This is a genomic window from Parabacteroides johnsonii DSM 18315 (genome assembly GCF_025151045.1).
Taxonomy (GTDB): domain Bacteria; phylum Bacteroidota; class Bacteroidia; order Bacteroidales; family Tannerellaceae; genus Parabacteroides; species Parabacteroides johnsonii.
Genome location: NZ_CP102285.1, coordinates 4,136,342 through 4,162,871 on the forward strand (window position 1 = coordinate 4,136,342; position 26,530 = coordinate 4,162,871).

Here is a 26,530-nt window from a genome sequence, read left to right on the forward strand (position 1 = left end):
GCAAGATTAATTATTAATTGTTTAATTATTAATTTTGAAAACTGTGTCAGTGATAAAGAAAGTAAGCAAGGGCAGACGGTGGATGCCTTGGCTCTCGGAGGCGATGAAGGACGTGATAAGCTGCGATAAGCTTGGGGTAGGTGCAAATAACCTTTGATCCCAAGATTTCCGAATGGGGCAACCCGGCTGGTAGAAGGCCAGTCATTCCGTAAGGAAAGCGAACGTGGGGAACTGAAACATCTAAGTACCCATAGGAGAAGAAAACAAAAGTGATTCCGCAAGTAGTGGCGAGCGAACGCGGAACAGCCCAAACCGATGTTGTTTAGGCAATATCGGGGTTGTAGGACCACGCCATGGCAAGCGATTAAGGAAGTAGAACGTTTTGGAAAAAACGGCCGTAGACGGTGAAAGCCCAGTATACGACTCTTTAATGAAGCCTAGTGGTATCCTGAGTAGCGCGGAGCACGAGAAATTCTGTGTGAACCAGCGGGGCCCATCCCGTAAGGCTAAATACTCCCGAGAGACCGATAGCGAACCAGTACTGTGAAGGAAAGGTGAAAAGCACCTCGAACAGAGGAGTGAAATAGTCCCTGAAACCGTCTGCCTACAAGCGGTCGGAGCAATCTTTTGATTGTGACGGCGTGCCTTTTGCATAATGAACCTACGAGTTACTTTCTCCGGCAAGGTTAAGGACTTCAGGTCCGGAGCCGAAGCGAAAGCGAGTCTTAAAAGGGCGGTATAGTCGGAGTGAGTAGACGCGAAACCAAGTGATCTACCCTTGGTCAGGATGAAGGTTGGGTAACACCAACTGGAGGTCCGAATGGGTATACGTTGAAAAGTGTTCCAATGAACTGAGGGTAGGGGTGAAAGGCTAATCAAACTTGGAGATAGCTCGTACTCCCCGAAATGCATTTAGGTGCAGCCTTTATATAGTATATAATGAGGTAGAGCGACTGATTGGATGCGAGGGCTTCACCGCCTATCAAGTCCAGATAAACTCCGAATGCGTTATATATATTTATAAGGAGTGAGGGCGCGGGTGCTAAGGTCCGCGTCCGAGAGGAGAAGAATCCAGACCATCAGCTAAGGTCCCCAAATAACAGTTAAGTTGAACTAACGAAGTCAGACTGCAGAGACAGCTAGGATGTTGGCTTGGAAGCAGCCATTCATTTAAAGAGTGCGTAACAGCTCACTAGTCGAGGAGTCTGGCGTGGATAATACTCGGGCATAAACTGTTTACCGAAGCTATGGATCTCGTATGAGATGGTAGGGGAGCATTCCATGTACGTCGAAGGTGAGGGATGACCCTTGCTGGAGTGCATGGAAACGCAAATGTAGGTATAAGTAACGATAAAGGAGGTGAGAAACCTCCTCGCCGAAAGACTAAGGTTTCCTGATCAACGTTAATCGGATCAGGGTAAGTCGGGACCTAAGGATAAGCCGAACGGCGATTCCGATGGAAGAATGGTTTAATATTCCCATACTACTTTATGGAGCGATGTGGAGACGGAGAAGTGACAGTCCTGCCATCTGACGGAATAGATGGTTAAAGGGTGTAGATGTAGATCGAAGTAGGCAAATCCGCTTTGAGAGTCGAACCTGACAGTATGTCGCGTACTTGTACAAGGCAATATGGACGTAATCAGGCTCCCTAGAAAATCCGCTAAGCAAATTCATAAAGTACCCGTACCGTAAACGGACACACGTAGTTGGGTTGAAAATACTGAGGCGCTCGAGTGATTCACGGTTAAGGAACTAGGCAAATTGACCCTGTAACTTCGGGATAAAGGGTCCCTGCAGAGATGTGGGGCGCAGAGAATAGGTCCAGGCAACTGTTTAACAAAAACACATGGCTGTGCGAAATAGAAATATGAAGTATACAGCCTGACACCTGCCCGGTGCTGGAAGGTTAAGAGGAGAACTCATCGCAAGAGAAGGTTTGAATTGAAGCCCCAGTAAACGGCGGCCGTAACTATAACGGTCCTAAGGTAGCGAAATTCCTTGTCGGGTAAGTTCCGACCTGCACGAATGGTGTAATGATCTGGACACTGTCTCAACCGTGAGCTCGGTGAAATTGTAGTATCGGTGAAGATGCCGATTACCCGCGATGGGACGAAAAGACCCCGTGAACCTTTACTATAGCTTTACATTGAATTTGGGCAACTAATGTGTAGGATAGGCCGGAGACTATGAAGCAGGCACGCCAGTGTTTGTGGAGTCGTCGTTGAAATACGGCCCTTTGGTTGTTTGAGTTCTAACTCGCAGAAGCGAGGACACTGTATGGTGGGTAGTTTGACTGGGGTGGTCGCCTCCAAAAGAGTAACGGAGGCTTCTAAAGGTACCCTCAGACCGATTGGTAACCGGTCGTAGAGTGTAATGGCATAAGGGTGCTTGACTGGGAGGCCTACAAGCCGATCAGGTAGGAAACTAGAGCATAGTGATCCGGTGGTTCCGCATGGAAGGGCCATCGCTCAAAGGATAAAAGGTACTCCGGGGATAACAGGCTGATCGCTCCCAAGAGCTCATATCGACGGAGCGGTTTGGCACCTCGATGTCGGCTCGTCACATCCTGGGGCTGGAGAAGGTCCCAAGGGTTGGGCTGTTCGCCCATTAAAGTGGCACGCGAGCTGGGTTCAGAACGTCGTGAGACAGTTCGGTCTCTATCTATCGTGGGCGTAGGATATTTGAGGGGCTCTGACACTAGTACGAGAGGACCGTGTTGGACAGACCACTGGTTTACCGGTTGTACCGCCAGGTGCACCGCCGGGTATCTAAGTCTGGATTGGATAAGTGCTGAAAGCATCTAAGTACGAAGCCAGCCTCAAGATAAGATATCCCTGAGGGTCGTTGTAGACTACGACGTAGATAGGCTACAGGTGTAAGGGCAGTAATGTCGAAGCCGAGTAGTACTAATCGCCCGAGACTTTCGTATCATGGATAGGATTGATATATCGCTTAGGACGATCCGAAGTTGGGTCGTTAGCTCAGGAGTTATGTAGCTTAACTTGGGGTTGTCCGGTCAAAAATCTTAATATAAAAGTTATTAAGGTGGTTATAGCGTTGGGGATCCACCTCTTCCCATTCCGAACAGAGAAGTTAAGCCCAACCACGTCGATGGTACTGCGTAAAAGTGGGAGAGTAGATAGCCGCCGTTTTTAGAAAGTAGAGTTAAAGAGCTCAAAAGAGAAAAGGAGTTAGTCGTAAGACTGGCTCCTTTTTCTGTTTCTGCTTTTTCGATTAGACTTCTGCCGGAAAAGACTTCACGGGAAGAACGGATATTTTCATGTGTAAGATGTGTCGTGTTATTGGGATAAGATGATACATCTTATCGCGTAGGGGGAATTGTTTTATTTGTTAGATTACTGGTAGCGTACAGCTGTACCTGCGGCAGTAACCATTAGCATGCTTCCGCTTCCTCCAACTGTTTCGTAATCCAGATCTATAGCGATTACAGCGTTTGCACCCATCTGTGATGCCTGATCACTCATTTCTTTTAAAGCGGTTTCTTTTGCTTCACGTAATACGCTTTCGTAAGAACCTGCGCGTCCTCCGACAATATCCCGGATACCTGCGAAGAAGTCTTTGAATACATTTGCTCCGATGATCGTTTCACCGGATACGATTCCGAAGTACTGGGTGATTTCTTTTCCTTCAATCGTGTTAGTTGTTGTAAGTAACATAGCTTTTTAATTTAATCGTTTAGGAACAAATATAAGATAAAGGGCGAACCAGTTATTGATTCACCCTTTGTTTTTATGTTTCTTTATATGAATTTATTTTACTGGTTGATCGGTCATGATAAATTCTAACTTGCCGCCTTTTATGACGTCGGTGTGGTTGATGAATGGGGTGTCGAGGACTTTACCGTTCAGTTTAACCTCTTTGATATATTTGTTGGCTGCACTATTGTTCTTTACCAGGATTTCGAATATACCGCCTTTTACATGAATAAGCGCTTTGTCGATCATCGGACGGCCCAATGTATAAACCGGAATTCCTGGAGCAACCTGATAGAAGCCTAAAGCACTCATTACATACCAGGCGGACATCTGTCCGCAGTCCTCATTCCCAATGATGCCGTCTGGCTCGTTGGTATAGAAATTCTGCATGATCTGATCCAGGCGTTCCTGTCCTTTCCAGGGAGCGTCCGTCCAGTTGTATAGATAAGCCATGTGATGGCTCGGCTCGTTACCGTGTGCATATTGGCCGATCAGACCAGTAATATCCCCGGAGGCTTCTTCACCATCAACTTGAGAAGAGGTGGTGAATAATGTGTCCAGACGTGTCTCTAATTCCTTCTTACCACCGATAGTGGTGATGAAGTTGTCCATATCATGTGGTGCAAAGAAACTCCATTGGAAGGCATTCCCTTCGGTATAATCGCTCTTCATATGGGAAGAATAACGAGGATTGAACGGTGTACGGAAAGAACCATCACCCATCACTCCACGCATCATCTTGGTCTCCGGATCTAAATAACGCTTGTAGTATTCCGCCTTTGCCGCATACTCTTTAGCCAGTTCCGTATTTCCTGCTTTAGCAGCGATCTGAGAGATACACCAGTCATAGTAGGCCATCTCCAATCCCCAGGAGACAGATTCGGGAACCGAGTCGGCTGGGACAAAGCCGTATTTCTCCTTATAATAAGGGTGACGGGTAATCAGATCCAGCTCACGTGTTCCTTTAAATTTCTCTGCCAGATCGTCCCGGTAGACAGAAGAACGGGCTCCTGCTTCAGCCCAAACATTCAGATCACCTTCTGCCAGCTCTTTAGTCACTAAGTCCGCCAGTACGGAGACAGCCGGATAACCTACCATGCAACCTGTATAGCTGGAAGCTAACGGCCATTTCGGAAGGATTCCCCCTTCTTTATATCCTTGCACGAGCACTTTCCCCCAGTCGGCAGCCCGTTCCGGTTGGATGATTGTCATCAGCGGATGCAAGGCGCGGAAAGTATCCCAAAGCGAGAAGACGGAATAGTTCACATAACCCGGTTCCGCCCGGTGTACCTTCTTGTCCATCCCTAAATAGCGTCCGTCCACGTCCTGATAAGCATAAGGTGCGATCATCGTGTGGTAGAGAGCCGTGTAGAAGTTCACCATCACTTTCGGATCGGAGCTTTCAATCTGGATATCATTTAAAGCCTTGTTCCAGATATGCGCGGATTCAACTCGTGTAGCATCGAAATCCCATCCCGGTAGTTCGGCCAGCATGTTTCTTTCCGCACCGTCCGTATCGACAGGAGAAATTGCTACTTTTACATACAGCGGTTTGTTGTTCTCCGCAAATTTGTAATGGAATTTCAGGTCGCCCGGTGTGTTAAGACGCAAGAACAGCGAATCCTTCCGTAAATTCCCGTCAATATACTGGTATAGCGTTTCGATCGGTTCCGAGAAGGTGATCCGGTAAGAAACGGCATGGAAATGTGCCCATCCCTGCGTCCTGATAGTCCCTTCCACCGTCGAATCGTTTACAAAAAGATATTCGTTCCCTACTAACTTATGCCCCCAGTTTGGTTGCAGCACATGGCCGAGATCGAGAAGGACACGGCGGTCCTTCGGATTATCGTATGTGTATTTATGGAATCCGACACGATCTGTACTGGTCAACTCCACATTAATCCCGAAATTATCAAGACGCACCGCATAATAGCCCGGCGTCGCTTTCTCTGTCTCCTTTTTGAAGGTAGCTACCGGCCTGATCGAGTCACCGCCGGAGAAAGGAAGGATCGCTACATCTCCCAAGTCGCCGATACCCGTACCTGACAGGTGCGTATGGCTGAAAGCATATATCTGGCTATCATCGTAATGATAGCCGCTACTGGCGTCCCAGCCCATGATATGTGTATCGGGACTGACTTGTACAAGAGCAAACGGACGGGTAGCACCGGGAAAGGTATGCCCGTGAAAGCCTGTCCCTATAAATGGGTTCACGTACTGGACCTCATTGCGTAGTTGTTCCTCGCCGGACGGTTGGCTACAGGCTGCCAAAAGCCCGAGCACTGCAGCCTGAAGGAATAGGATTGTTTTCTTCATGTTATATTATCTGTGTTTTATCTCCTAAACGAATAAATTATTATTTTTGACTTTACAAATATAATGAAAAAGAACAATATACGCGTATATCTTATTTCATTTATATTTGATAATGCTTATCTTTGAAGCGCTAAGTCTAATTTAATCCTATTTTATGATGAAGACAAATATGGGAAAAGTTTTTACTACGCTTCTTTGTATGATGATGTGTTTATCACTTTATGCGCAGGGATTTACTCCTGACATGGTGGTCGGTTTGTGGAACTTCTCTGCTCCCGACGCTCCTTACGGTTATCAGGAAGGGACTTGCCAGATCAAGAAAACTGGTGAAAACCTATCCGCCGTTTTCACGATCAGCGGTATGGAAATGACTGTGAAGGAAATCAAGAAAGAGAGCAATACCTATAAATGCAATTTCTATGTAGATGGAACCTATGTTTCACTCATTTTCAAACAGGAAGATAAAAATCAACTGGTCGGGAAAGCAAATGCAGAAGGTATGGTAATCCCTATTACATTCACTAAAATAATCAAAGCTGTTCAAGCGCGATAATCCGTTTTTTATTTATGTTTACTGTCATTGGTATTATGTTCGCGGGTATTGCCGCAGGCTATCTTTTGCGTAAAATCGAGTTTTTGCAAAAGATCGGCAAACCTATTTCTTATACGATCCTTTTGCTTCTTTTCCTTTTGGGAATATCTGTCGGTGCGAATAAGGATATTGTGGATAACCTTGCCACATTGGGTGGTCAGGCTTTCCTGCTTGCCTTGGCAGGTACGGTAGGGAGCGTGCTTGCCGGCTGGGGAGTCTATCATCTGTTTTTTAAAGAAAGGAGCCGAGGATGAAAGGAAGCTTGATCGTTGTAGGTTTTTTTGCGCTCGGTTGCGTGTTGGGATGGAGTGGCCGGTTACCCGATGTCGTCATTGAAAACGACATTACGGTATATGTTTTATATCTGCTCATGTTTCAGGTCGGGCTTAGTATCGGTAGTGATAAGAAGCTAAAGGATATTCTCGGCAGTATTCGTCCGAAACTGCTTTTGGTCCCTTTTGCCACGATTGCCGGGACGTTAGTATTCTCGGCTTTGGTCAGCTTGTTGCTTACGCAGTGGAGTGTTTTTGATTGTCTGGCGGTAGGAAGCGGTTTTGCCTATTATTCTCTATCATCTATTCTGATTACCCAATTGAAGGAATCTTCTTTGGGTGTCCAACTTGCCACCGAATTAGGGACGATTGCTTTAATGGCGAATATCATGCGAGAGATTATGGCCCTTCTCGGTGCGCCTCTTTTTGTCAAATATTTCGGCCGGTTGTCTCCTATCTGTGCTGGAGGTGCCACGACTATGGACACAACTTTACCGATCATTACCCGCTATTCGGGGAAAGACCTTGTTTTTATTTCAATTTTTCATGGAATTATTGTCGATTTTACGGTACCGTTCTTTGTGTCGTTTTTCTGCTCGTTTTGACAAATTTGTATGGGCAGATGAAGATTAAAAAAGGAGGTGTGTCAAAATTCCCTTGTCCCCGCGCTTGACGCGGGGCCGCAAAAGGACAGACCTTATCAATCAGATTTTTATAGGGCTGGCTTTAATGCGATCCCGCGTCAAGCACGGGAACAGGATAGTTTCGACACTCCTCCTTTTTTATTATTTCTTATTAACCTCTTTCAGCATCTCTTTTACTGCCTCTTCTAGCTGGTGGTCTTCACCTTTTAGCTGTGATTCGGGGGAGTTGTAGACCTCAATGTCAGGTTCGAGTTGCAGATTCTCAAGGTAACGTCCTTGCATATCCTTCATGCCGACCTGTGGGATTCCGAAGACGATCGACGGATCAATCTGCGATTCCCACCATACGGCAGTCATCGTGCCTGGTACAGGAGCACCGATCAGTTTGCCAAGTTTCAGAGTCTTGTATGTCCAAGGAAAACCGTGTGCATTTGAATAATTATCTTCACACATCAGCACGCATGACGGTTTCAACCATCTGTTGAAAGGATCATTGCCGATGAATTGTCCACGCGGCATAAATTTGGCAAACAGTTCTCCGCTCAACAGGATTGCCAGGTCCTCGTGCAACCAGCCACCGCCATTATGGCGCGTGTCGACGATGATCGCCTCTTTCTCACGGTAGCGGCCTAACATATCGGAATAGATTTCGCGGAAACTTTCGCTGTTCATCCCCTTGATATGTACATATCCGATTCTTCCGTTTGACAATTTCTCGACCATCTGACGCTTTTGTTCCACCCAACGTTTGTAAAGTAAATTAGACTGTACACCGTAAGTGATTGGTTTCACTTGTTCTTCGAAACGCTCTTTAGTTGTCGGGTTGTAAACGGACAGCAATACCTTCTTGCCTGCCTTGCCATTTAATAGCGGATAATAATCTTCGCCGCTTTTGATGCTTGTTCCATCTATCTTTTCGATGATACAGCCCGGTTTGATCTTGCTGTCGGCTTTTGTCAGTGGGCCTTTGGCGATGATCTCTTCAACCTTTAAGCCGTCGCCTGTGTATCCGTTGTCATAAAATGCGCCCAGGCTGGCTGTGGCCGGAGTAGAGGAAGCGGAGTAGTAACGGGCTCCGGTATGCGAACCGTTCAGTTCGCCCAGCATTTCGGAAAGCATTTCTACGAAATCGTAATTATTGTTGATATGAGGAAGGTACTTTTCGTATGCTTTTTCATATCCAGCCCAGTCGATACCGTGTATTTCCGGATCGTAGAATTTGTCTAATACCTGACGCCAGGTGTGATGGAAGATATATTCGCGTTCCTTTGCCGGACGGTATGAAAATTCGGCTTTGAATGCGATCGGAGCCGTTTTGCTGTTTTTGACCTCGATCTTTTTCAGCTGACCTCCTGAAATGAGGAAAATATTTTCACCTTTTTTGTCTGCGAACATACTGCCACCGCCGACACCTTTGATCAGCAGTTTGGTTGTGTTTTCTTTGAAATCGTGTTCCCATAAATCATAACCGCTTTCGAAAGCTGCACAATAATAGAGCTTGTCGCCTTTAGGAGTCAAGACGGCATCACCTAAGAAAGAGGAGTTGACAGTCAGTCGCATGATACGGTCTTTGCGGTTTGCCAAGTCGAATTTGAGCGGTTCGACAGTTGGCTCTTCCTTTTTGTCTTTATTCTTGTCCTTGTCTTTGTCTTTATCTTTTTTAGCGTCTTTATCCTTGCCTTTATCTGTATCGCTCTTTTGATCTTGTTTTTCTTCGTCCAGTAGTGCTTGTTCTTCTTTGGAAAGACGGAACTTATCATATGCCTCACCGTCGAAGAACATGATGTAGACGTCGCCTTGTGCTCCCCAGCTGCCATGACTGCGGTAACCGGCCCGGTCGGATGACCAGATCATCGCTTTCCCATCCAGCACCCATTTAGCGTTGTTGTCGGAATAGCCGCTTTCGGTCAGGTTGGTCATTTCGCCGCTGCCGTCTGCTTTCACTAAAACGATGTCCGTATTGTTCCATCCGCCAACTGCGATGTATTTGGCAAGGAACCATTTGCTGTCGGGTGACCATTGGTAATGTTGGTCACCATCGGCATACGAATAGTTGTATTTGCCATCCAGGACAGTACGTACCTGTTTGCTTTTTAAGTTAATCACGCGTAAAGTCGTACGGTTTTCCAAGAAAGCTACTTCCTTTCCGTCGGGAGAATACATCGGCTGGAAAGAGGTCTGAGAAGTTACCACCAACGGCTCTTCCTTCAATTCCTGTGCATAGGTGAAGTATTTGTCGTCCTTGCGCACCAGGCTGCTCTGATAAACTCCCCAGGTTTCACCCCGTTCGGCCGAGTAAACCAATGAGCGTCCGTCTGGGCTGAAATCGAGATCGCGTTCTTGCTGCGGGGTGTTGGTGATCTGTTTGGTTGTTTCATAGTCGACCGAAGTCACATATACATCGCCACGCACGATAAAGGCAACTTCCTTTCCATTAGGAGAAATTGCGATATCGGTGGCCCCACTTGTCTTGAGTTGGTGGATCAGGTCGTTCTCCACCTTGTCCGAAATGATCCGGACATCCACTTTCTTTGGTTGTGCGCCCTCTTTGACCGTATAGATTTCACCGTCATACCCATAACAGAGGTTACCGTTACTGTCGGAAGTCAGGAAACGGACGGGATGCGTGGTATGGTTGGTTATCTGCCGGCTACTTTTGCCGGTCAGGTCGTTCTTGAATATATTAAAGCTTCCTTTTTCTTCGCTTAGGTAGTAGAAGGAAGAACCGTCTGCCGCCCATACCGGATTGCGGTCTTCTCCCTTAAAGGAAGTGATCTTTTGGAAGGAACGTTCCGGACCGAGCGTGCACAACCAGATGTCGCGCGTGATAGATGACTGGTGGTGTTTGCGCCAGGGGTCTTCGTATCCTTTCTTGTCCTGGTATAAGAGTTTGTCGCCCTTCTTGTTCAACGCCAGGCTCTCCATCGCCAGGGAGGAATAGAGCTCAGGGCGCCCGCCGTCCAAGCTGATCCGGTAGATTTGAGGAAATTGTCCGGACGGGAACTGGCTGTCTTTTGTATCCTGTTGGATGGCTGCCGAGTAGAGGATATGTTTCGCATCGCTGAACGTTTCCGGATATTCGTTTGCGGAGTGGGTGGTCAACTGCTTTGGGCTGCCTCCTTCCTTGTCCATCACGAAGATGTCGAAATTTCCGTTCCGGTCAGAAGCGAATACGATCTTGCTGCCGTCAGGTGACCAGACCGGGCGCGTATCGTGAGCCGGGTGGGTTGTTAACTGGGTAGCTTTGCCACCGTTTGCCGGAACAGTGTAGATATCGCCTTTGTAAGTAAAGGCAATCGTTTCACCGTTTGGAGAAATTGCCGGATAGCGCATCCATAGCGGATCATTTTCGGCCAGCACGTTTGTCGTAAATAGTAGTGCTGAGGTCAGAATAAATAATGATTTCATGCTTCGCGTTTTTATGTGCGTAAAGATACGGTATTATTATAAAAAAAGAGATAAATAAACTAAATAGTAGTCGTTTAGTAGTTTATTTCTATCTTTACGAACCCAAAGTGAGGGACGACAGAGGTGAATATGCACGAAACAGCGATACATAGCAATACTATAGAAAAACTTAAACGTGGTTCTTATGAAGCATTCGATACATTATATAATATGTATGCGGACTCTTTGTACGGTTTCGCCTTACTGCATACGAAATCTGTTGTCCAGGCGGAAGATATCGTGCAGGAGACGTTTCTCAAGCTTTGGAACATGCGTGCCTCCTTGTCTGTTGAAGGTTCTTTCAAATCCATGTTGTTCACGATAGCCAAGAACCATGTGATCGATGTTTTTCGCCGACAGATTAACCGTCCAGATTTTGAAGATTACATTCGCTTTTGTGAAGATGAGAACTTACTAGATAATGCTACAGTAGAAAAAATATATTATGATGACTTTATCGACAAGTTAGCGCTTGCCAAGCAAAAACTGACTCCCGCGCAGCGAAACATCTTTGAAATGAGCCGTGAAGAAGGAATGAGCAATGCCGAAATAGCTGCCCTTTCGGATATCTCCGAGCAAACGGTAAAAAACCATTTGTCTGCCGCATTAAAATCTCTGCGCGAGGAGCTCCGGAAATATAATTACTTGTTTGTCCTTTTTATATAGAAAATCAGAAAACGCCTTCGTTTCTCTGATGATTTCCCTATTTTTTTCAGGTATTCCATTTGGGAGAAAATAAATTTTCATGCGGAGGAAAATAAATTTTCTCTTGCATGAAACAAAAAATATGCTTTAGAGCATATAAAAGTGTCTGGTACTTTTTCGATACATCTTCGTGTAACTATAAACAATCGACAAATTATGACCGATTTATTTAATAAATTATATTCTCAATTCTTAAGCGGAAAGACCAATCAGAAAGATTTCGAGGACTTCAAGGAGTCCTTGAATCATCTTTCGGATCAGGAACTATCCGAAAGAATGGAATCATTTTGGAATGAGAATACTATTTATCCGCCTATGGAAGCCGTCCGTAAGCGGGAAATTCATCGGAACCTTCGTTTACAGATAAATCCTCCTAAAACATCCATTCGCTGGTCACATATCGTGGCGGCGGTAGCTGTGATTGCAGTCTTGTCCGTTACGGCGTGGAATTTTTCTCTTCTGCACGAACTGCAAAAAGAGAATACTTCTTTCTTGGCGGAAGTCCCGGCTGGAGATAAAGTGCAGTTGACATTGCCAGACAAGAGCTCTGTCAAATTGAATTCGGAGAGTTCTTTGTCTTATGCCTATGTCGATGGCAAGCGTGTCGCCCGCTTGAAGGGCGAAGGCTACTTCCAGATTTCCAAAGATAAGAAACATCCGTTTGTCGTGCAGGTCGGCAATTTGAATATCGAAGTGTTGGGAACTTGCTTCAATGTCTATTCGTATGAGGATAATGACTTTGTAGAGACTTCTTTGATTGAAGGTTCCGTGCGCCTCTATGATTCTAAATCTCCTTCTGAAAGTTTTATCCTGAAGCCGTCGCAGAAAGCGATCTATTCGAAAAATAGTGGAAAAATCAGTTGCCACAATACAGACAATATAAAAGAAACAGCTTGGACGCAAAATCATCTGGTGTTCGAATCGGAGAAGTTGGGTTCGGTGTTCCAAAAGATCGAAAGATGGTATGGAGTGCATATTGACCTGCTATGCCCGGAGATTGCGAACGACCAGATTTCCGGCTCTTTCAAGGATGAGCAACTCCCGTATGTCATGGAAGCTTTGAAATTCCAGTACGGATTTAATTATGAGATCACAGGAAACAATGTTACGATCAATAAGTCTAATCAATTAAAAATAAGATAAGCCTATGACGATGAACAACTGAAATCGAAAAAAAGTGTTTTTAAAAATCAATTGTTTAATTCTAACTTAAGTCTATTAATCATAGTCATGAAGAAAGTATTTCGGAGTGCAGCACTCCTGTTATTGTGTACGACTGTGTACGCACAAGACATTACGCAAACGATGTCGATGAATTTGCAAAATGTCACATTGAAAGAGTTTTTTAAGAATTTGGAGGCTCAGACTTCCTTCTCGGTTGTCTATCGGGATGTGATCCTAAGCGAAGATGCCGACGTTGTCGTTTCGGCTTCCAACCGCCAATTGAAAGACATCCTGTCTCAAGTACTGGAAAAATACGGCCTTTCTTACAAGGTGAGCAACAAGACGATCGTCATCGTCAAAGCCGAAGCGCAGGCTCCCGTGAAGAATCAGAAAGCCAAGAAGATCACCGGTGTCATTACCGATGAGACCGGTTTCCCCGTAGCCGGAGCGAACATCGTTGTTAAGGGAACGACCAACGGTACCGTCTCGGACATGGATGGTAACTTCTCTTTGGAGGCTGCTCCGGGGGAAATGTTGGAAATCTCCTATATCGGTTTCTTGCCAATGGAGGTAAAGGTCGATAACAAAAATAAGTTCGACATCCTGATGAAAGAGGATGCTCAAGGCCTGGACGAGGTTGTTGTGGTCGGTTATGGTACGGTGAAGAAAAGAGACTTGACAGGTTCTGTCGCTTCCGTAAATGCTTCCAAGATCGCAGCTGTCCCGACCTCCACCGCGTCGGAAGCGTTGCAAGGACGTATTCCGGGTGTGGTCGTTTCTAACTCCAACTGGTCACCGGGTTCGACTCCGAGCGTGATGATCCGTGGTAAACGTTCGATCACGGCAAGCAATGATCCGCTGTATGTGATCGACGGTGTTCCCGTTACCGGTGGTATCGGCGAAATCAGCCCGTCGGATATCGAGTCTATGGAAGTGCTGAAAGACGCGTCGGCAACGGCTATTTATGGTGCACGTGGTGCGAACGGTGTTATTTTGATCACGACCAAGCAAGGTAAATCAGGCAAGACGCAGATCGATTATAACGGATATGTCGGAGCACAGACAATCCTGAACCAACTTGATTTCTGGGATGGTCCGGAATATGCCGAATATACGCGCGAGGCATATCGCAATACGAGCAATAGTGCGATCCGCTACAATTCAGATGTGGCTTCAAGAGACCAGGATTTGGTTTGCCCGGGATTTACGCGCGACCCGTCGATCATGGAATCGGTCATGATGGGTTGGGGGGAAGATGGTGTGTACAACCCGTCCCGTGTGCGTACGACCCGCTACATGGATCATGTGACTCGTACAGGTATGGTGACCGACCATCAATTGAGTATCCGCGGCGGTGGTGAACGGACGAACTTCCTGGCTTCTGCCACTTACAATAAGAATAACGGTATTTTCAAGGATGAGGATTATGAACGTTATTCGATCCGTTTGAACCTGAACCATGAAATCAACAAATATGTGAAGATCGGGGCGCAGACGCAATATTCGCATGCCATTCAGCAGCGCGGAGCCGGACTTGCCGGTGGCTGGCGCTTAAGCCCGTTGGCACAGTTGTGGGATGAAAACGGTGAGATTATTCCGTTACCGGGTTCTTATAATGTATATAATACGATGATGGACCTTGTTCCGGGTGCTGTAGACCGTCCGTTGAAGACTACCCGCTATTTAGGCAGTTACTCTCTGGACATCAAACTGCCGGTCGACGGTTTGAAGTTCCGTTCGAACTTGGGTATTGATGCCCGCACCGTACAGGACTATGAGTTTCGTTCCGCCGAAACCAGTAATCGGGGTATGGGGACTTCATATGCAAGGAACGCTGTGGACAAATACACGATGTTTACATTGGAAAATATGCTTTTCTACGATAAGACGTTTAATGACAAGCACACATTGGGTGTGACTTTGTTGCAGTCCATCCAGGAAGACAAAAAGGAGAGTGTGAATGTTGCAATGGAGAACCTGCCGGCTGATAACCTGAAATATTATGATTTGGGATCAGGATTGGTGACTAACACGATCGGCAGTTCGATGATCAAGTGGAATATGGCTTCTTTCATGGGACGTATCAATTATAACTATTTGGGACGTTACCTGTTGACGGTTTCCGCTCGTTATGACGGTTCTTCCCGTCTGGCCGACGGACACAAGTGGGTGCTTTTCCCTTCTGCCGCATTGGCATGGCGTATCAATGAAGAATCTTTCATGGCGAATACTTCCGGATGGTTGGATAACCTGAAACTGAGACTTGGTTTTGGTAAGACCGGTAACTCGGCCGTAGATCCTTACCAGACGAAAGGTACATTGTCGTTGATCCGTTATCCGTTTGATAATGGTGGAACTCCGACGATCGGATATGCTCCGAATGCGATGGCCAATAGTCTGTTGACGTGGGAAACGACGGATCAGTGGAACTTGGGTATCGATTTTGGTGTGTTGAGAGGACGTATCAACGGTACGATCGACTTGTATATGCAGAACACACATGATCTGTTGCTGAAACGCCAGTTGCCGGTTGTTTCCGGCTTCCCCGATGTGTTGTCGAATGTGGGTAAGACACGTAATAAAGGTATAGAAGTCTCTATTAACTCTATGAACATCAATACGAAAGACTTCCAGTGGACAACTGATTTGATGTTGTCTTCCAACAAGGAGGAAATCGTTGAACTGTATAATGGCAAGAACGACGATATCGGTAGCAAATGGTTTATCGGTCAGCCGGTGAATGTTCACTATGACTACCACAAGGTGGGTATCTGGCAGAACACGGAGGCAGATCTTGCCGAGATGGCGAAATTCGCTGCCAACGGAACGGATTTTGCTCCGGGTGATATCAAGATTGAGGATGTGAACAATGACTATAAGATTACGGATGCTGATAAGCAGATTCTGGGTAACCCGCGTCCGAAGCTGATTGCCAGTATGGTGAATACCTTCAACTATAAAGGGTTCGACTTGTCGGTCTTTTTATATGCGAGCTTTGGCGCTATGCTGTATAACGATATTTATGCGGTGGAACATTGCGGACGTAATGGTGGTGTGAAAGTGGACTACTGGACACCAAACAACCCGACGAACGCTTATCCTCGTCCGAGTATCGACGAAGAGCGTCCGATCTACATCACATCCACTTATTATGAAAAGGCGGATTTCCTCCGTGTGAAGACAATGACGATGGGATATACGTTGCCGAAGAGCCTGACTCAGAAGTTTATGGTTGAGAAACTGCGCGTTTACTTCACGGCACAGAATCCGTTCATCTTTACCAACTATACAGGTATCGACCCGGAAGCGGCCAAAGTCAATGCGGCAGGTAATCCTGAAACAAATGGTAGTGGTTTCGGTACTCCGAGTATCAGCTCTTGGATTTTTGGTATAAACTTGACTTTGTAATTTTAATCTTAATAAATAAGGAATGAAAATGAAATCTATATATTACTATATGCTGGCAGGCCTGACGCTTTCTACATCAGGTTGCAGCAGTTGGTTAAGCGAAGACGATGCTCCGGTGATGTCGTACGATTATTATGAAACGGAAGCCGGGGTAAATGCCGCCATTACGGCAGCTTACGGTTTCCTCCGCTGGGGAGTCGGCGGTGAACGTTTCAATGTTCTGACCGAATTAGGAACTGACTTGTTTACGGAAGGTGAAGATGGTAGTAACCGTGAATCGTATAATAAATATGCGACACAGCTGAATCCGGACGACGGTATTCTGTATGAGATGTGGGAAAACCATTACAAAGGGATTAGTGATGCCAATATCGCCATGCAGAAGATTCTGGATTCCCAAGACTTGTTGGAAAGTGTGAAAATACAAAGTTATGCCGAAATGCAATTTATCCGTGCTTATTTATATTTTGATTTGGTGCAACAGTTCGGACGTATTCCTTTGGTAACGGAAGGTAGTTTCGAGATTCGGACGGATTTCAAGCGTGCTCCGGTTGCAGATATTTATAATGTCATCATCAGTGATTTGCGTAATGCTGCCGAAAATTTACCGGAGAAGGCTTCGGTTTTGGGACGTGCCACACGGTATTCAGCTGCCCATCTGTTAGCGAAGGTTTATCTGACTCGTGGCAGTGCGGTCAAGGATGCGCGTGGTCAGAAAGCGACGGATATGGACAGTACGCTTTATTATGCAGAGCAAGTGATCAACAGTGGGGCTTACTCTCTGCAAGAAAACTTCTCCTCTCTGTGGGATATCAAGAATCAGGGGAATTCCGAGACCGTGTTTGCCGTGCAGTTTACAACAGAGCCTATGTTCAATGGAGATGGTAACAAACAGCATCTTTATTGGTTGTCTTGGTATGAAGACCAGCCCGGTATGTTGCGTGACATTGAAAATGGTCGTCCGTTCCGCCGTCATGTGGCTACCAAGAAGACTATGGATGATCTGTACGACCGGCTGCATGATTCTCGTTTCTACAAGAGTTTCAAGTGGGTATATTATGCCAATAATGTGAATACCTTGCCTGTTTGGGAATCCCTGTCTTATGACGGCTCTGTTTACTTCAATCCGGATCCTTCAAAAGGACAGATTTCCGGTCAGCTGAAATTCCAGCATGGCGATACGGCTATTTATTATACGATGGAAAAGACCGGATATGAATCGAACAGTGATGATATGCGTAAATTCCGTGCCAACTATACTTATTCTTATTTCCCTCGCGAAATGCACTCGATCCGTTATTTCCCGTCATTGGTGAAATATCTTGATCCGAGCCGTCCTTCCGTATCCGAAGAAAAGGGATCTCGCGAATGGGTGCGTATGCGCTTGGGAGAAACATATCTGTTGGCTGCGGAAGCTGCTGGCCGTAAAGGAGATTTCGACAAAGCTGCTGAATATATCAATGTGATCCGCAAGCGTGCCGCTTGGGCTGAAGGTGAGCAGAAAGACCAACAGATCTGGCTTTTCGAAGGTGGAGTGAACGATACGCAGAGCACGTATGACGCATTGAAAGTTTCCCCCGCCGACCTGCAGGGTGATTTTATCGAATTTATCCTGAACGAACGTGGGCGTGAATTGTTGGGAGAGACCAACCGTTGGGAAGACTTGGTTCGTTGTGAACTGTTGTATGACTGGGTGAAGAAATACAATCCGGATGCAATCTACATCAAACCGTATCACAAACTTCGTCCTATCCCGCAGAAACACATCGACCGTTTGAACCCTGTCGGCGAACTCAGCGAAGAACAGAATGAAGGTTACTATTGATGTCTGTCGTTAGAGATTAAGCGATATAAAAAGTAGGTATTAGTTAAAAAGTGGCCGGCTACGATGGAATAGATGATATTCCGTTCGTAGCCGGCTTTTTCTGTGTTTTTTCTAAAGAACCTTGAAAAAAGGAGGGAGGAATATCGGTTTTTTGAATCTTCTGTTTATCTTTGTCGTGTACAGTAAGCTAGATAAAGCGTTATCGCTGGTACAACTTTGGTGGTGAACACGAAAGTTTATATATTATCTCTTGATTGAAACCTCGAAATTTCTGAATAACTAGTGGATAGTATGTGAATTTTGTTCGCGTTTTTTCTTGTCATGCAAAGTGGGTGTTTATGCACTTGTGTATTCAAGATAAAAAACGTGGGTAATTATCGCATACAACTAGTTATAGGTTGTTCGAGGTCCTTAATCGAGTGTATGTTGTTAATTCCCACGTTTCTTTATAATAACCATCCTGTTTGAGATATTGTTGGAAACATGGGGCGTTTTCGGGTAGAATTTAAGTAAATATGGAATTACCTTTATCTATCTCAAATCTTCAGGAGCAATGGTTGCTATCCTTTTTGAAAAAACTTGATCCTGTCAATATTGCTGAGCTTTTTTGGCAATTGCGACCTTATGTCGTTTTGCATCATGTGGAATTTAAGGAGTCTTCATTTTCTTTTTTATCAGTTGGTAGTATTAATTTTGTGGATATTGTTGGTTTTGTTCGGGAGGAGGATACTTTAGGCATTCTGTTGAAGAATGGCCGCTTCTATTTATTTTCTGCAGCAAGCATGGACCGGCAGTGCATATCGGTTTGTGATCCTGAATTTTATAAGCAAACGGGGAGATTGTTGTCCGGTTGGTCTTCTTTTGTCGCGAAACAGCAATTATTGTGGTGGAAAATAAAGGAATATCTGCGCAGGAATATACTTTGAGGTTTACTTTTTTTACCTTTGTCGGCAGACTAAACGATAATAGGTATGAAGAAGAAACTTATCTTTTCTTTATTGGTTCTGGCTGGTGCCCCTTCACTGTTGATGGCGGCGGATGAAGCGCGTCTGTTGCGTTTTCCGGCTACGAACGGCAATGAGATTGTTTTCTCGTATGCGGGCGACCTCTACAAGGTCCCGGCTACGGGTGGCGAAGCCGGGCGCCTGACTTCGCATGTGGGGTACGAGATGTTTCCCCGTTTTTCTCCGGACGGCAAAACGATTGCATTTACCGGGCAATACGATGGTAATACGGAAGTCTACACTATGCCGGTGACGGGTGGGGAACCGTTGCGTGTGACCTATACGGCAACGAACAGCCGGGATGACTTGGGTGACCGTATGGGGCCGAACAATATCGTGATGACCTGGACGCCTGACGGCAGCCGGATCGTGTATCGTAACCGCATCAGCGACGGTTTCAGCGGAAAGTTGTTCACGGTGGAAAAGGAGGGTGGCTTGTCCGAAGTTATTCCACTTCCCGAAGGCGGATTCTGCAGCTATTCTCCTGATGGTAAACAACTGGCTTATAACCGTGTCATGCGGGAGTTCCGTACCTGGAAATATTACAAAGGCGGGATGGCGGATGATATTTGGATTTATAATCCCGATAGGAAGACTGTCGAAAACATTACGGACAATCCTGCCCAGGATATTATCCCTATGTGGATCGGCGATGAAATCTTTTTCCTTTCCGACCGTGACCGGACAATGAATATCTTTGTGTATAATACGAAGACCAAACAGACGGACAAAGTCACAGACTTTACCGAATACGATGTGAAGTTCCCAAGCGCAAACGGTAATATGATCGTTTTCGAGAACGGTGGCTATATTTATAAGATGGATGCCGGGAGCAAAAAGCCGGAAAAGGTGAACATCACCCTGACTTCCGACAATATCTATGCCCGTAGCGAAATTAAGGATGGGGCCGGTTATCTTACTGAGGCCAGTCTGTCACCTGATGGTGAACGTTTAGTGGTGACTGCCCGCGGAGAAGTGTTCAACTTGCCGGTTGAAAAGGGAGTGACAAAGAATATCACCCGTTCTCCGGGAGCACATGACCGTGATGCGCAATGGTCGCCCGACGGCAAATTCATCGTCTATATTTCGGATGCCACCGGAGAGACGGAGCTTTATATGCAGGATGCCACCGGAGGTGAGCCCGTCCAGCTGACAAAGGACAATGATACTTATATCCGTAGTTTCGAACTGAGTCCGGATTCGAAGACACTCGTTTATACGGATCGTAAGAATCGTGTTAACTTGTTGGATATTGCTACAAAACAGGTGACCACCTTGTTGCAGGATCCGATGGGCGAACCGCGGGGCGTGACTTTCTCGCCGGATAGCAAATGGTTGACTTATACCCGTACAGGGAACAATGAATATAGCATCGTTTATGTTTATAATCTGGTTGATAGGAAAGAATATCCGGTGACGGATAAGTGGTATGATTCTTCTTCTCCGGTATTCAGTACGGATGGTAAATATCTGGTTTTTGCATCTGCCCGGGACTTCAATCCGACCTACGGATCACTGGAATGGAACCATGTCTATAATAATATGTATGGAGTTTATCTGGCGATGTTGTCCAAAGACACTCCTTCGCCTTTCATAGAGAAGGACGCGGAAGTTGCTGTTGCCAAAGAGGAATCAAAGAAAAATACACCGGCAAAGAAGGAAAATATAAAGAAAGACGAACTTGCTACTGCTGTTGTCAAGATCGATTTCGACGGGATTACGGACCGTATCGTCAAGCTGCCGGTGAGCCCTTCCTATTACGGGAATTTCTATTCGGACGGAAATAAAGTTTACTACTGGGGACGTGGCGGAACGAAAGTATTCGACCTGAAGGAGCAGAAGGAAGACGTGGTGGCTGACGGTGCTTCTATGGGTGTCGAACCCGGTAGCAAGAAAGCGCTTTTCTTCAAGAAAAATGCTCTTTATGTGACAGATATCCCTTTGGGAAAAGCAGACCTGAGCGATCCGGTGAACCTGTCGAATATGAAAATCACGGTCGATTATCCGAAGGAATGGGCACAGATTTTCGATGAGGCATGGCGGGCCTTCCGTGACGGTTTCTATCTGGAGAATATGCACGGGGTAGATTGGAATGCGGTCAAGGCAAAATATCAGGTGCTTGTCCCGTATGCCAAAACACGTCTGGATTTGAACTACATCATCGGTGAGATGATCGGCGAACTAAACTGTGGTCATGCGTATGTGAATCCGGGTGAGGTGGAACGTCCCGACCGGATAAAAACGGGTATGTTAGGTGCTGAGATCTCTCGTGACAAGAGTGGTTTCTTCCGTTTGGAAAAGATTCTTCCGGGCGCTTCCTGGAGCAAGTCGTTGCGCTCTCCACTTGTCGAACCGGGCATCGAGGCGAAGGTGGGTGAGTTTATCGTAGCAATCGACGGCGTGCCGACAAACTGTGTGAAAGATATGTATTCGTTGTTGGTCGGCAAGGCAGATGTCCCGACGGAAATTTCGTTGAACAGCAAACCTCAGTTGGAGGGAGCACGCAAGATCGTGATCAGTCCGCTGGAAGAAGAATATTCTTTGTACCACTATAACTGGGTACAGGATAATATCAAGAAAGTCGACAAAGCGTCGAACGGCAAGATTGGCTATATCTATATCCCAGATATGGGACCGGAAGGACTGAACGAATTCTCCCGCTATTTCTATCCGCAGCTTGATAAGGAAGGTCTGATTATCGATGACCGTGCCAATGGCGGCGGTAATGTTTCGCCGATGATCCTTGAACGTCTTTCACGCGAACCATACCGGCTGACGATGCGTCGTGGTTCGGCTCGTATCGGAACTGTTCCCGATGCTGTGCAGGTAGGTCCGAAAGTATGCTTGATCAATAAATACTCGGCTTCCGATGGTGACCTCTTTCCATGGGGCTTTCGTGCATTAGGATTGGGTAAACTGATCGGGACGCGTACGTGGGGCGGTATCGTCGGTATCAGCGGCTCGTTACCTTATATGGATGGGACGGACATCCGCGTACCTTTCTTCACAAGTTTCGATCCGAAGACAGGTAACTGGATTATCGAGAACCAGGGTGTCGATCCCGATATCCTGATCGATAATGATCCTGTTAAAGAATGGAACGGTGAAGACCAACAGCTTGACCGTGCCATCCAGGAGGTCATGAAAGAACTCCAGAACCGCAAACCGCTTCCGGGAGTTCCGACACCGAGAGACTTTAGTAAATAATTGACAATTAATGATGAGGTGTGCCAAATATTGGTATTCATGGGACGCAGATAACACAGACGAGCGCAGATTAACGCAGATATTATTAATTATCAGTAAAATAAATCTGCGTCCGCCTGTGTATTTTGTGTTATCTGCGTCCAGTGATATCAAATTGACACACCCTCATTGGATTAGTCGTCATTGTCCGTTATCAATTGTAAATTAAAAAATATGGAACGTTTTGCCGCAATCGACTTTGAGACTGCTAATGGGAAACGTAGTAGTATTTGTAGTATCGGGATTGCCATTATTGAGGATAATAAGGTGATCGATTCTATTTACACGCTGGTCCGTCCGTATCCGAACTTCTACACCCGGTTTACCACTGCCGTTCATGGTATAACCATGCAGGACACGATCGATTCTCCTGACTTTGAGGAAGTTTGGTCTGAGATTGCCGGCAAATTGCAGGATATTCCTCTGGTTGCCCATAACAGCCCTTTTGACGAAGGTTGCCTGCGGGCTGCTCACGAAGCCTATGACCTTGCCTATCCCAAATATCAGTTCTATTGTACCTGCCGCTTGTCAAGGCGCATGTATCCTTTCTTGGTCAACCACCAACTACAGACTGTTGCCGCTCATTGTGGATACGATCTGACCTATCATCACCATGCAATGGCCGATGCTTATGCCTGTGCGCATATCGCGGCAACCATGATGCGGGAAAAGGGAGTCGAAAGGCTGTGTGATTTATGATTTACTCACCGGCAATCTTGTTCACTACGACCGCAATCGCTCCATCGCCCGTCACATTGCAAGCGGTCCCGAAACTATCCATTGCGATATAAAGAGCAATCATCAGCGCCTGTAATGTCTCGTTGAACCCTAACATACTTTGTAGCAATCCGAGTGCAGCCATGATAGCGCCTCCCGGTACACCGGGAGCTGCTACCATCGTGACTCCTAACATCATAATGAATCCGGCAAGGGAAGTAAAGGTGACGGGCTCACCTGACATATACATGATTGCCATCGCACAGGCGGTGATCTTCATCGTGCTGCCTGCCAGATGGATAGTGGCACAAAGGGGAATGACAAAGATCGCGATGTTCTCCCGTACTCCGTTCTTGACCGCCTGTGCCAATGTTACAGGGATGGTGGCGGCTGAGGACTGTGTCCCCAATGCGGTTGCATAAGCCGGAAGCATGTTTTTCAGTAACCTGAGCGGGTTTTTTCCACTCACGCTGCCAGCAACAGTGAACTGGATAAGCAGCAGCAAGACATGCAGGACAAATATTACAATTATCACTTTCAGGAACATGGTGATTACGCTCATGACTTGCCCGCTCACCGTCATGTTTAGGAAAATGCCGAAAATATGAAGTGGCAATAAAGGAATGATAACTGCCTCGATCAGTTTCGTAATGATTTTCTGGAAGTCGGAAAAGGCTTCGTGTAATACTCCTCTGTCGATATAAGACAAGCCGAGTCCGATGGTGAAGGATAGCAGTAAAGCTGTCATGACATCCATTGGTGGTGGCATGGCGACTGTGAAGTAGGGTTGCAACATGAAATCTTCGGGATTTTCCATTGCCGTCAACTCCGTGTTGACCGGTAGGATGTGGGGGAAGATTGCCGAGCTGCTGAAATAGGTAAAGAAACCGGAAAAAATAGTCGAACCATACGCGAGCAGTGCAGTTAATGCCAGTAGCCTGCCGGCCCCTTTGCCTAATTCCCCGATGGCCGGTGTCACCAACCCCAGAATAATGAGCGGGATTGAAAACGACAGGAAGTTGCCGAACAAAGAATTAAATGTAACAAAGATGCGGGCGATCCCGCCGGGCAGGAACTGCCCGAACACAACACCGGCTGCGATGGCAATAACGACCTTAGCCAGTAACGACACTTTCAGTTTTTTCATTTTTTCTTTTTATTTTGAACCCGATTGCAGCAATCGTGATGCTCATCAACGGGCTGATTAGATTAAAGAAACAATAAGGAAGATAGGTGAATGTTGCCACTCCGAGGATTGTGGCCTGTGTCATACCGCAGGTATTCCATGGGATCAGTACGGAAGTGACCGTGACGGCGTCTTCTACCGTACGGCTCAGCAGACGGCTTTCATATCCTTTCTTCTTATAAATGTCCTTGAACATATTTCCAGTCAGGATGATGGAAATATATTGGTCGGCCGTGCAGATGTTGAGGAACAGCCCCGATGCGACTGTCGACGCTACCAGTCCGACCGTCCGTTTCATAAAGCGCAGGAATACAGAGGTGATACTGCCTAACATCCCGCTTGCGGCCATTGCCCCACCGAAACACATGGCACAAAGGATCAGCCAAATCGTATTCATCATGCCCGACATGCCTCGCGTGGCAACCAGGCTGTTCAGATCCGGATTACCGGTTTCTATGCCTGTGCTGCCGTAAAATGTCATGAACAGGCCCTTGAAATTGGATTGGATAGTCGAGGTTGGTAAATTGGAGATTTCTTGCAATAGATGTGGCTGGAAGATCAACGCGAACATGCCTGCCAATGCTGCCGAGATGAACAGCGTGATGATTGACGGAACTCTTTTGGCAATCAGGATGCCGGTGATGACCGGCACGATCAGTAGCCACGGCGTGATGTGGAACGTGTTGTTCAGGGCGATCGAGTACTGTTCGATCTGGTCCGTTGCTGTCGCCTCATGTGAAAAACCGGCTACCGTGAAGATAACGAGCGTGACCAGCATGGAGGGAACTGTTGTGATCATCATGTAGCGGATATGTTTGAAAAGAGGTGTGTCCGTCACCGACGAGGCGAGGATGGTCGTGTCGGAAAGCGGGGATATTTTGTCCCCGAAATAGGCTCCTGAAATGATTGCTCCGGCAATCCATCCGTCGGAGAAGCCTTGTGCCTGTCCGATTCCTAAGAGGGCGATCCCGATAGTGGCGATGGTGGTCCATGAACTTCCCGTCATGACCGAGACGACCGCACAGATGAGGCAGGTCGACGCCAAGAAGAAACTGGGATGAATGATCTGCATCCCGTAATAAATCAGGGTGGGGACGACACCGCTTATCATCCAGCTGCCTGACAGAGCCCCAATAATCAGCAAGATGATCAGAGCCGTCGCAACACCGGTGATATTATTGACCATCGCCAGTTCCAGCGCCTTCCAGCGTACTTTGCTGTAGGTCATGGCAATTAAGCAGCAGATAGCGGTAGCGGTAAGCAACACGATCTGGCTGCCGCCACTGAGGGCATCGCTGCCGAATGTGCGTATTGTCACAAATAAAAGGGTTACCAAAACAAGTATGGGAACCAAGGATAGTAAAGGCGAAGGAATCTTCGTCGGATTATGCTCCATTTCTCAATAATACTTATTCTATGTGTTTACTTTGCAAATTTAATAGAAATGCCCTGAAGTGCTTCTATTATGTAAGTGATTTTAAGAACGTATTAATGATTTTGCAGTAATAACTCCTTCAACTCTTTTACTCCTTCCGATGCTCCTTTCCGTATGAAACAGATATCATCGCGATAGGCTTTTACCTCTTTCGGATCGATGAGATAGATCGGCTGGCCACGGCGCACATAGTTCAGCAGTCCGGCTGCCGGATACACGTTGAGCGAAGTCCCGATCACCACAAAAATGTCACAGTCTTCCACCAGGCGGATCGCCGGGTCGATCATCGGAACCGCCTCGCCGAACCAGACGATGAAGGGGCGGAGTTGTACCCCATGAGGGTCCTTGTCTCCAATATGTAGGTCTGGATTTTCGGGCGATATATCATAAGTCGTATTCAAGTCGCGAACGGAGCAGGCTTTCATCAGTTCACCGTGCAGATGAACCACATGGCTGCTTCCTGCTTGTTCGTGCAGGTTGTCAATGTTCTGAGTGATAATATGGACGTCGAACTCTTGTTCCAGGTCGGCGAGCCCGATATGCCCGGCGTTAGGTTTTGTGTTCAATAATTCTCGGCGTCGTTGGTTGTAAAAGTTGAGTACCAATTCCGGATTGGCAGCAAAGCCTTCCGGGGTTGCCACATCTTCTACCCGGTATTTCTCCCATAGTCCGTCCGAGTCACGGAAAGTCGAAATACCACTTTCGGCGCTCATCCCGGCACCGGTCAGTACGACTAGTTTCTTTTTCATAAGGCAGTTGTTCTATATTCTTTACAAATATAGAAAAGAAAAATCATTCCGGCTTCCCAATATTCTCTGATTTTAAATAGGCGAGCGGTGTATTAGGATGT

At 46.5% G+C, this 26,530-nt stretch carries 16 protein-coding genes and 2 rRNA genes; 12 read left to right on the plus strand and 6 right to left on the minus strand.

Going from position 1 to position 26,530, the window contains the following annotated elements; translation table 11 throughout:
• The first annotated feature begins 55 nt into the window (after positions 1 to 55).
• Both NQ564_RS16915 and rrf read left to right on the plus strand, forming a co-directional pair.
• A 23S ribosomal RNA gene (locus tag NQ564_RS16915) occupies positions 56 to 2,932 on the plus strand.
• Between the two features lie 112 nt (positions 2,933 to 3,044).
• Positions 3,045 to 3,155 (plus strand): 5S ribosomal RNA (gene rrf, locus NQ564_RS16920).
• Between the two features lie 204 nt (positions 3,156 to 3,359).
• Here the strand turns inward: rrf and NQ564_RS16925 are convergent.
• Together NQ564_RS16925 and NQ564_RS16930 are read right to left on the minus strand one after the other, a co-directional pair.
• Positions 3,360 to 3,680 (minus strand): heavy metal-binding domain-containing protein, encoded by a 321-nt coding sequence (locus NQ564_RS16925; protein WP_008153307.1) that lies wholly within the window; start codon positions 3,678 to 3,680, stop codon positions 3,360 to 3,362.
• Positions 3,681 to 3,773: 93 nt separating this feature from the next.
• Entirely contained in the window at positions 3,774 to 6,035 is a 2,262-nt protein-coding gene (locus NQ564_RS16930) for a GH92 family glycosyl hydrolase (protein WP_008153305.1), read from the minus strand.
• A 154-nt stretch (positions 6,036 to 6,189) separates the two neighbouring features.
• Here NQ564_RS16930 and NQ564_RS16935 point away from each other — a divergent pair, with 154 nt between their 5' ends.
• The 3 genes from NQ564_RS16935 to NQ564_RS16945 are packed head-to-tail and all read left to right on the plus strand — an operon-like array spanning position 6,190 to position 7,504.
• Positions 6,190 to 6,588 carry a hypothetical protein gene (locus NQ564_RS16935; RefSeq protein ID WP_008153303.1) on the plus strand — a complete coding sequence of 133 codons (399 nt, stop codon included), beginning with the start codon at positions 6,190 to 6,192 and terminating at the stop codon, positions 6,586 to 6,588.
• Positions 6,589 to 6,602: 14 nt separating this feature from the next.
• On the plus strand, positions 6,603 to 6,881 hold the full coding sequence (locus tag NQ564_RS16940) for a LysO family transporter (RefSeq protein ID WP_008153301.1): 279 nt from the start codon (positions 6,603 to 6,605) through the stop codon (positions 6,879 to 6,881).
• Positions 6,878 to 7,504: a lysine exporter LysO family protein gene (locus NQ564_RS16945; protein WP_008153300.1), complete on the plus strand. Its 627-nt coding sequence runs from the start codon at positions 6,878 to 6,880 to the stop codon at positions 7,502 to 7,504. Before NQ564_RS16940 ends, NQ564_RS16945 begins: the two co-directional genes overlap by 4 nt.
• A 180-nt stretch (positions 7,505 to 7,684) precedes the next feature.
• On the opposite strand, the gene NQ564_RS16950 is transcribed toward NQ564_RS16945, so the two are convergent.
• A complete protein-coding gene (locus NQ564_RS16950; protein WP_008153298.1) occupies positions 7,685 to 10,951 on the minus strand; it encodes a S41 family peptidase in 3,267 nt (1,088 codons plus the stop codon).
• Positions 10,952 to 11,080: 129 nt separating this feature from the next.
• Here NQ564_RS16950 and NQ564_RS16955 point away from each other — a divergent pair, with 129 nt between their 5' ends.
• The 7 genes from NQ564_RS16955 to NQ564_RS16985 all read left to right on the plus strand — a co-directional run bounded on the left by NQ564_RS16955 (position 11,081) and on the right by NQ564_RS16985 (position 23,041).
• A complete protein-coding gene (locus tag NQ564_RS16955) occupies positions 11,081 to 11,656 on the plus strand; it encodes an RNA polymerase sigma factor (RefSeq protein ID WP_008153297.1) in 576 nt (191 codons plus the stop codon).
• A gap of 195 nt (positions 11,657 to 11,851) precedes the next feature.
• Positions 11,852 to 12,838 (plus strand): FecR family protein, encoded by a 987-nt coding sequence (locus NQ564_RS16960; RefSeq protein ID WP_008153296.1) that lies wholly within the window; start codon positions 11,852 to 11,854, stop codon positions 12,836 to 12,838.
• An 87-nt stretch (positions 12,839 to 12,925) separates the two neighbouring features.
• On the plus strand, positions 12,926 to 16,267 hold the full coding sequence (locus tag NQ564_RS16965; RefSeq protein WP_008153294.1) for a TonB-dependent receptor: 3,342 nt from the start codon (positions 12,926 to 12,928) through the stop codon (positions 16,265 to 16,267).
• A gap of 22 nt (positions 16,268 to 16,289) precedes the next feature.
• Positions 16,290 to 18,092, plus strand: coding sequence for a RagB/SusD family nutrient uptake outer membrane protein (locus NQ564_RS16970; RefSeq protein ID WP_008153291.1), 1,803 nt, complete (start codon positions 16,290 to 16,292; stop codon positions 18,090 to 18,092).
• A 515-nt stretch (positions 18,093 to 18,607) separates the two neighbouring features.
• Positions 18,608 to 19,018, plus strand: coding sequence for a hypothetical protein (locus NQ564_RS16975; protein WP_008153289.1), 411 nt, complete (start codon positions 18,608 to 18,610; stop codon positions 19,016 to 19,018).
• Between the two features lie 45 nt (positions 19,019 to 19,063).
• The gene (locus tag NQ564_RS16980; RefSeq protein ID WP_008153287.1) at positions 19,064 to 22,303 is read left to right on the plus strand and encodes a S41 family peptidase; all 3,240 of its coding nucleotides are present in this window, start codon (positions 19,064 to 19,066) and stop codon (positions 22,301 to 22,303) included.
• A gap of 213 nt (positions 22,304 to 22,516) precedes the next feature.
• Positions 22,517 to 23,041: a 3'-5' exonuclease gene (locus NQ564_RS16985; protein ID WP_008153284.1), complete on the plus strand. Its 525-nt coding sequence runs from the start codon at positions 22,517 to 22,519 to the stop codon at positions 23,039 to 23,041.
• A 1-nt stretch (position 23,042) separates the two neighbouring features.
• On the opposite strand, the gene NQ564_RS16990 is transcribed toward NQ564_RS16985, so the two are convergent.
• From NQ564_RS16990 to NQ564_RS17000, 3 genes are all read right to left on the minus strand, one after another.
• Positions 23,043 to 24,206: a dicarboxylate/amino acid:cation symporter gene (locus tag NQ564_RS16990; protein WP_008153282.1), complete on the minus strand. Its 1,164-nt coding sequence runs from the start codon at positions 24,204 to 24,206 to the stop codon at positions 23,043 to 23,045.
• Positions 24,175 to 25,641 carry a Na+/H+ antiporter NhaC gene (gene nhaC, locus NQ564_RS16995; RefSeq protein ID WP_008153280.1) on the minus strand — a complete coding sequence of 489 codons (1,467 nt, stop codon included), beginning with the start codon at positions 25,639 to 25,641 and terminating at the stop codon, positions 24,175 to 24,177. The genes NQ564_RS16990 and nhaC overlap by 32 nt, the downstream gene beginning before the upstream one ends.
• Before the next feature lie 92 nt (positions 25,642 to 25,733).
• Positions 25,734 to 26,429 (minus strand): SIR2 family NAD-dependent protein deacylase, encoded by a 696-nt coding sequence (locus NQ564_RS17000; RefSeq protein WP_008153279.1) that lies wholly within the window; start codon positions 26,427 to 26,429, stop codon positions 25,734 to 25,736.
• Positions 26,430 to 26,530: the final 101 nt, after the last annotated feature.

Excerpts from the sequence above, each read along its gene's own strand:
- NQ564_RS16960 (WP_008153296.1), top strand. The coding sequence starts at position 11,852 with ATGACCGATTTATTTAATAAATTATATTCTCAATTCTTAAGCGGAAAG.
- NQ564_RS16990 (WP_008153282.1), bottom strand. The coding sequence starts at position 24,206 with ATGAAAAAACTGAAAGTGTCGTTACTGGCTAAGGTCGTTATTGCCATC.
- NQ564_RS16970 (WP_008153291.1), top strand. The coding sequence starts at position 16,290 with ATGAAAATGAAATCTATATATTACTATATGCTGGCAGGCCTGACGCTT.
- NQ564_RS17000 (WP_008153279.1), bottom strand. The coding sequence starts at position 26,429 with ATGAAAAAGAAACTAGTCGTACTGACCGGTGCCGGGATGAGCGCCGAA.
- NQ564_RS16930 (WP_008153305.1), bottom strand. The coding sequence starts at position 6,035 with ATGAAGAAAACAATCCTATTCCTTCAGGCTGCAGTGCTCGGGCTTTTG.
- NQ564_RS16945 (WP_008153300.1), top strand. The coding sequence starts at position 6,878 with ATGAAAGGAAGCTTGATCGTTGTAGGTTTTTTTGCGCTCGGTTGCGTG.
- NQ564_RS16980 (WP_008153287.1), top strand. The coding sequence starts at position 19,064 with ATGAAGAAGAAACTTATCTTTTCTTTATTGGTTCTGGCTGGTGCCCCT.
- NQ564_RS16950 (WP_008153298.1), bottom strand. The coding sequence starts at position 10,951 with ATGAAATCATTATTTATTCTGACCTCAGCACTACTATTTACGACAAAC.
- NQ564_RS16935 (WP_008153303.1), top strand. The coding sequence starts at position 6,190 with ATGATGAAGACAAATATGGGAAAAGTTTTTACTACGCTTCTTTGTATG.
- NQ564_RS16940 (WP_008153301.1), top strand. The coding sequence starts at position 6,603 with ATGTTTACTGTCATTGGTATTATGTTCGCGGGTATTGCCGCAGGCTAT.
- nhaC (WP_008153280.1), bottom strand. The coding sequence starts at position 25,641 with ATGGAGCATAATCCGACGAAGATTCCTTCGCCTTTACTATCCTTGGTT.
- NQ564_RS16975 (WP_008153289.1), top strand. The coding sequence starts at position 18,608 with ATGGAATTACCTTTATCTATCTCAAATCTTCAGGAGCAATGGTTGCTA.
- NQ564_RS16955 (WP_008153297.1), top strand. The coding sequence starts at position 11,081 with ATGCACGAAACAGCGATACATAGCAATACTATAGAAAAACTTAAACGT.
- NQ564_RS16925 (WP_008153307.1), bottom strand. The coding sequence starts at position 3,680 with ATGTTACTTACAACAACTAACACGATTGAAGGAAAAGAAATCACCCAG.
- NQ564_RS16965 (WP_008153294.1), top strand. The coding sequence starts at position 12,926 with ATGAAGAAAGTATTTCGGAGTGCAGCACTCCTGTTATTGTGTACGACT.
- NQ564_RS16985 (WP_008153284.1), top strand. The coding sequence starts at position 22,517 with ATGGAACGTTTTGCCGCAATCGACTTTGAGACTGCTAATGGGAAACGT.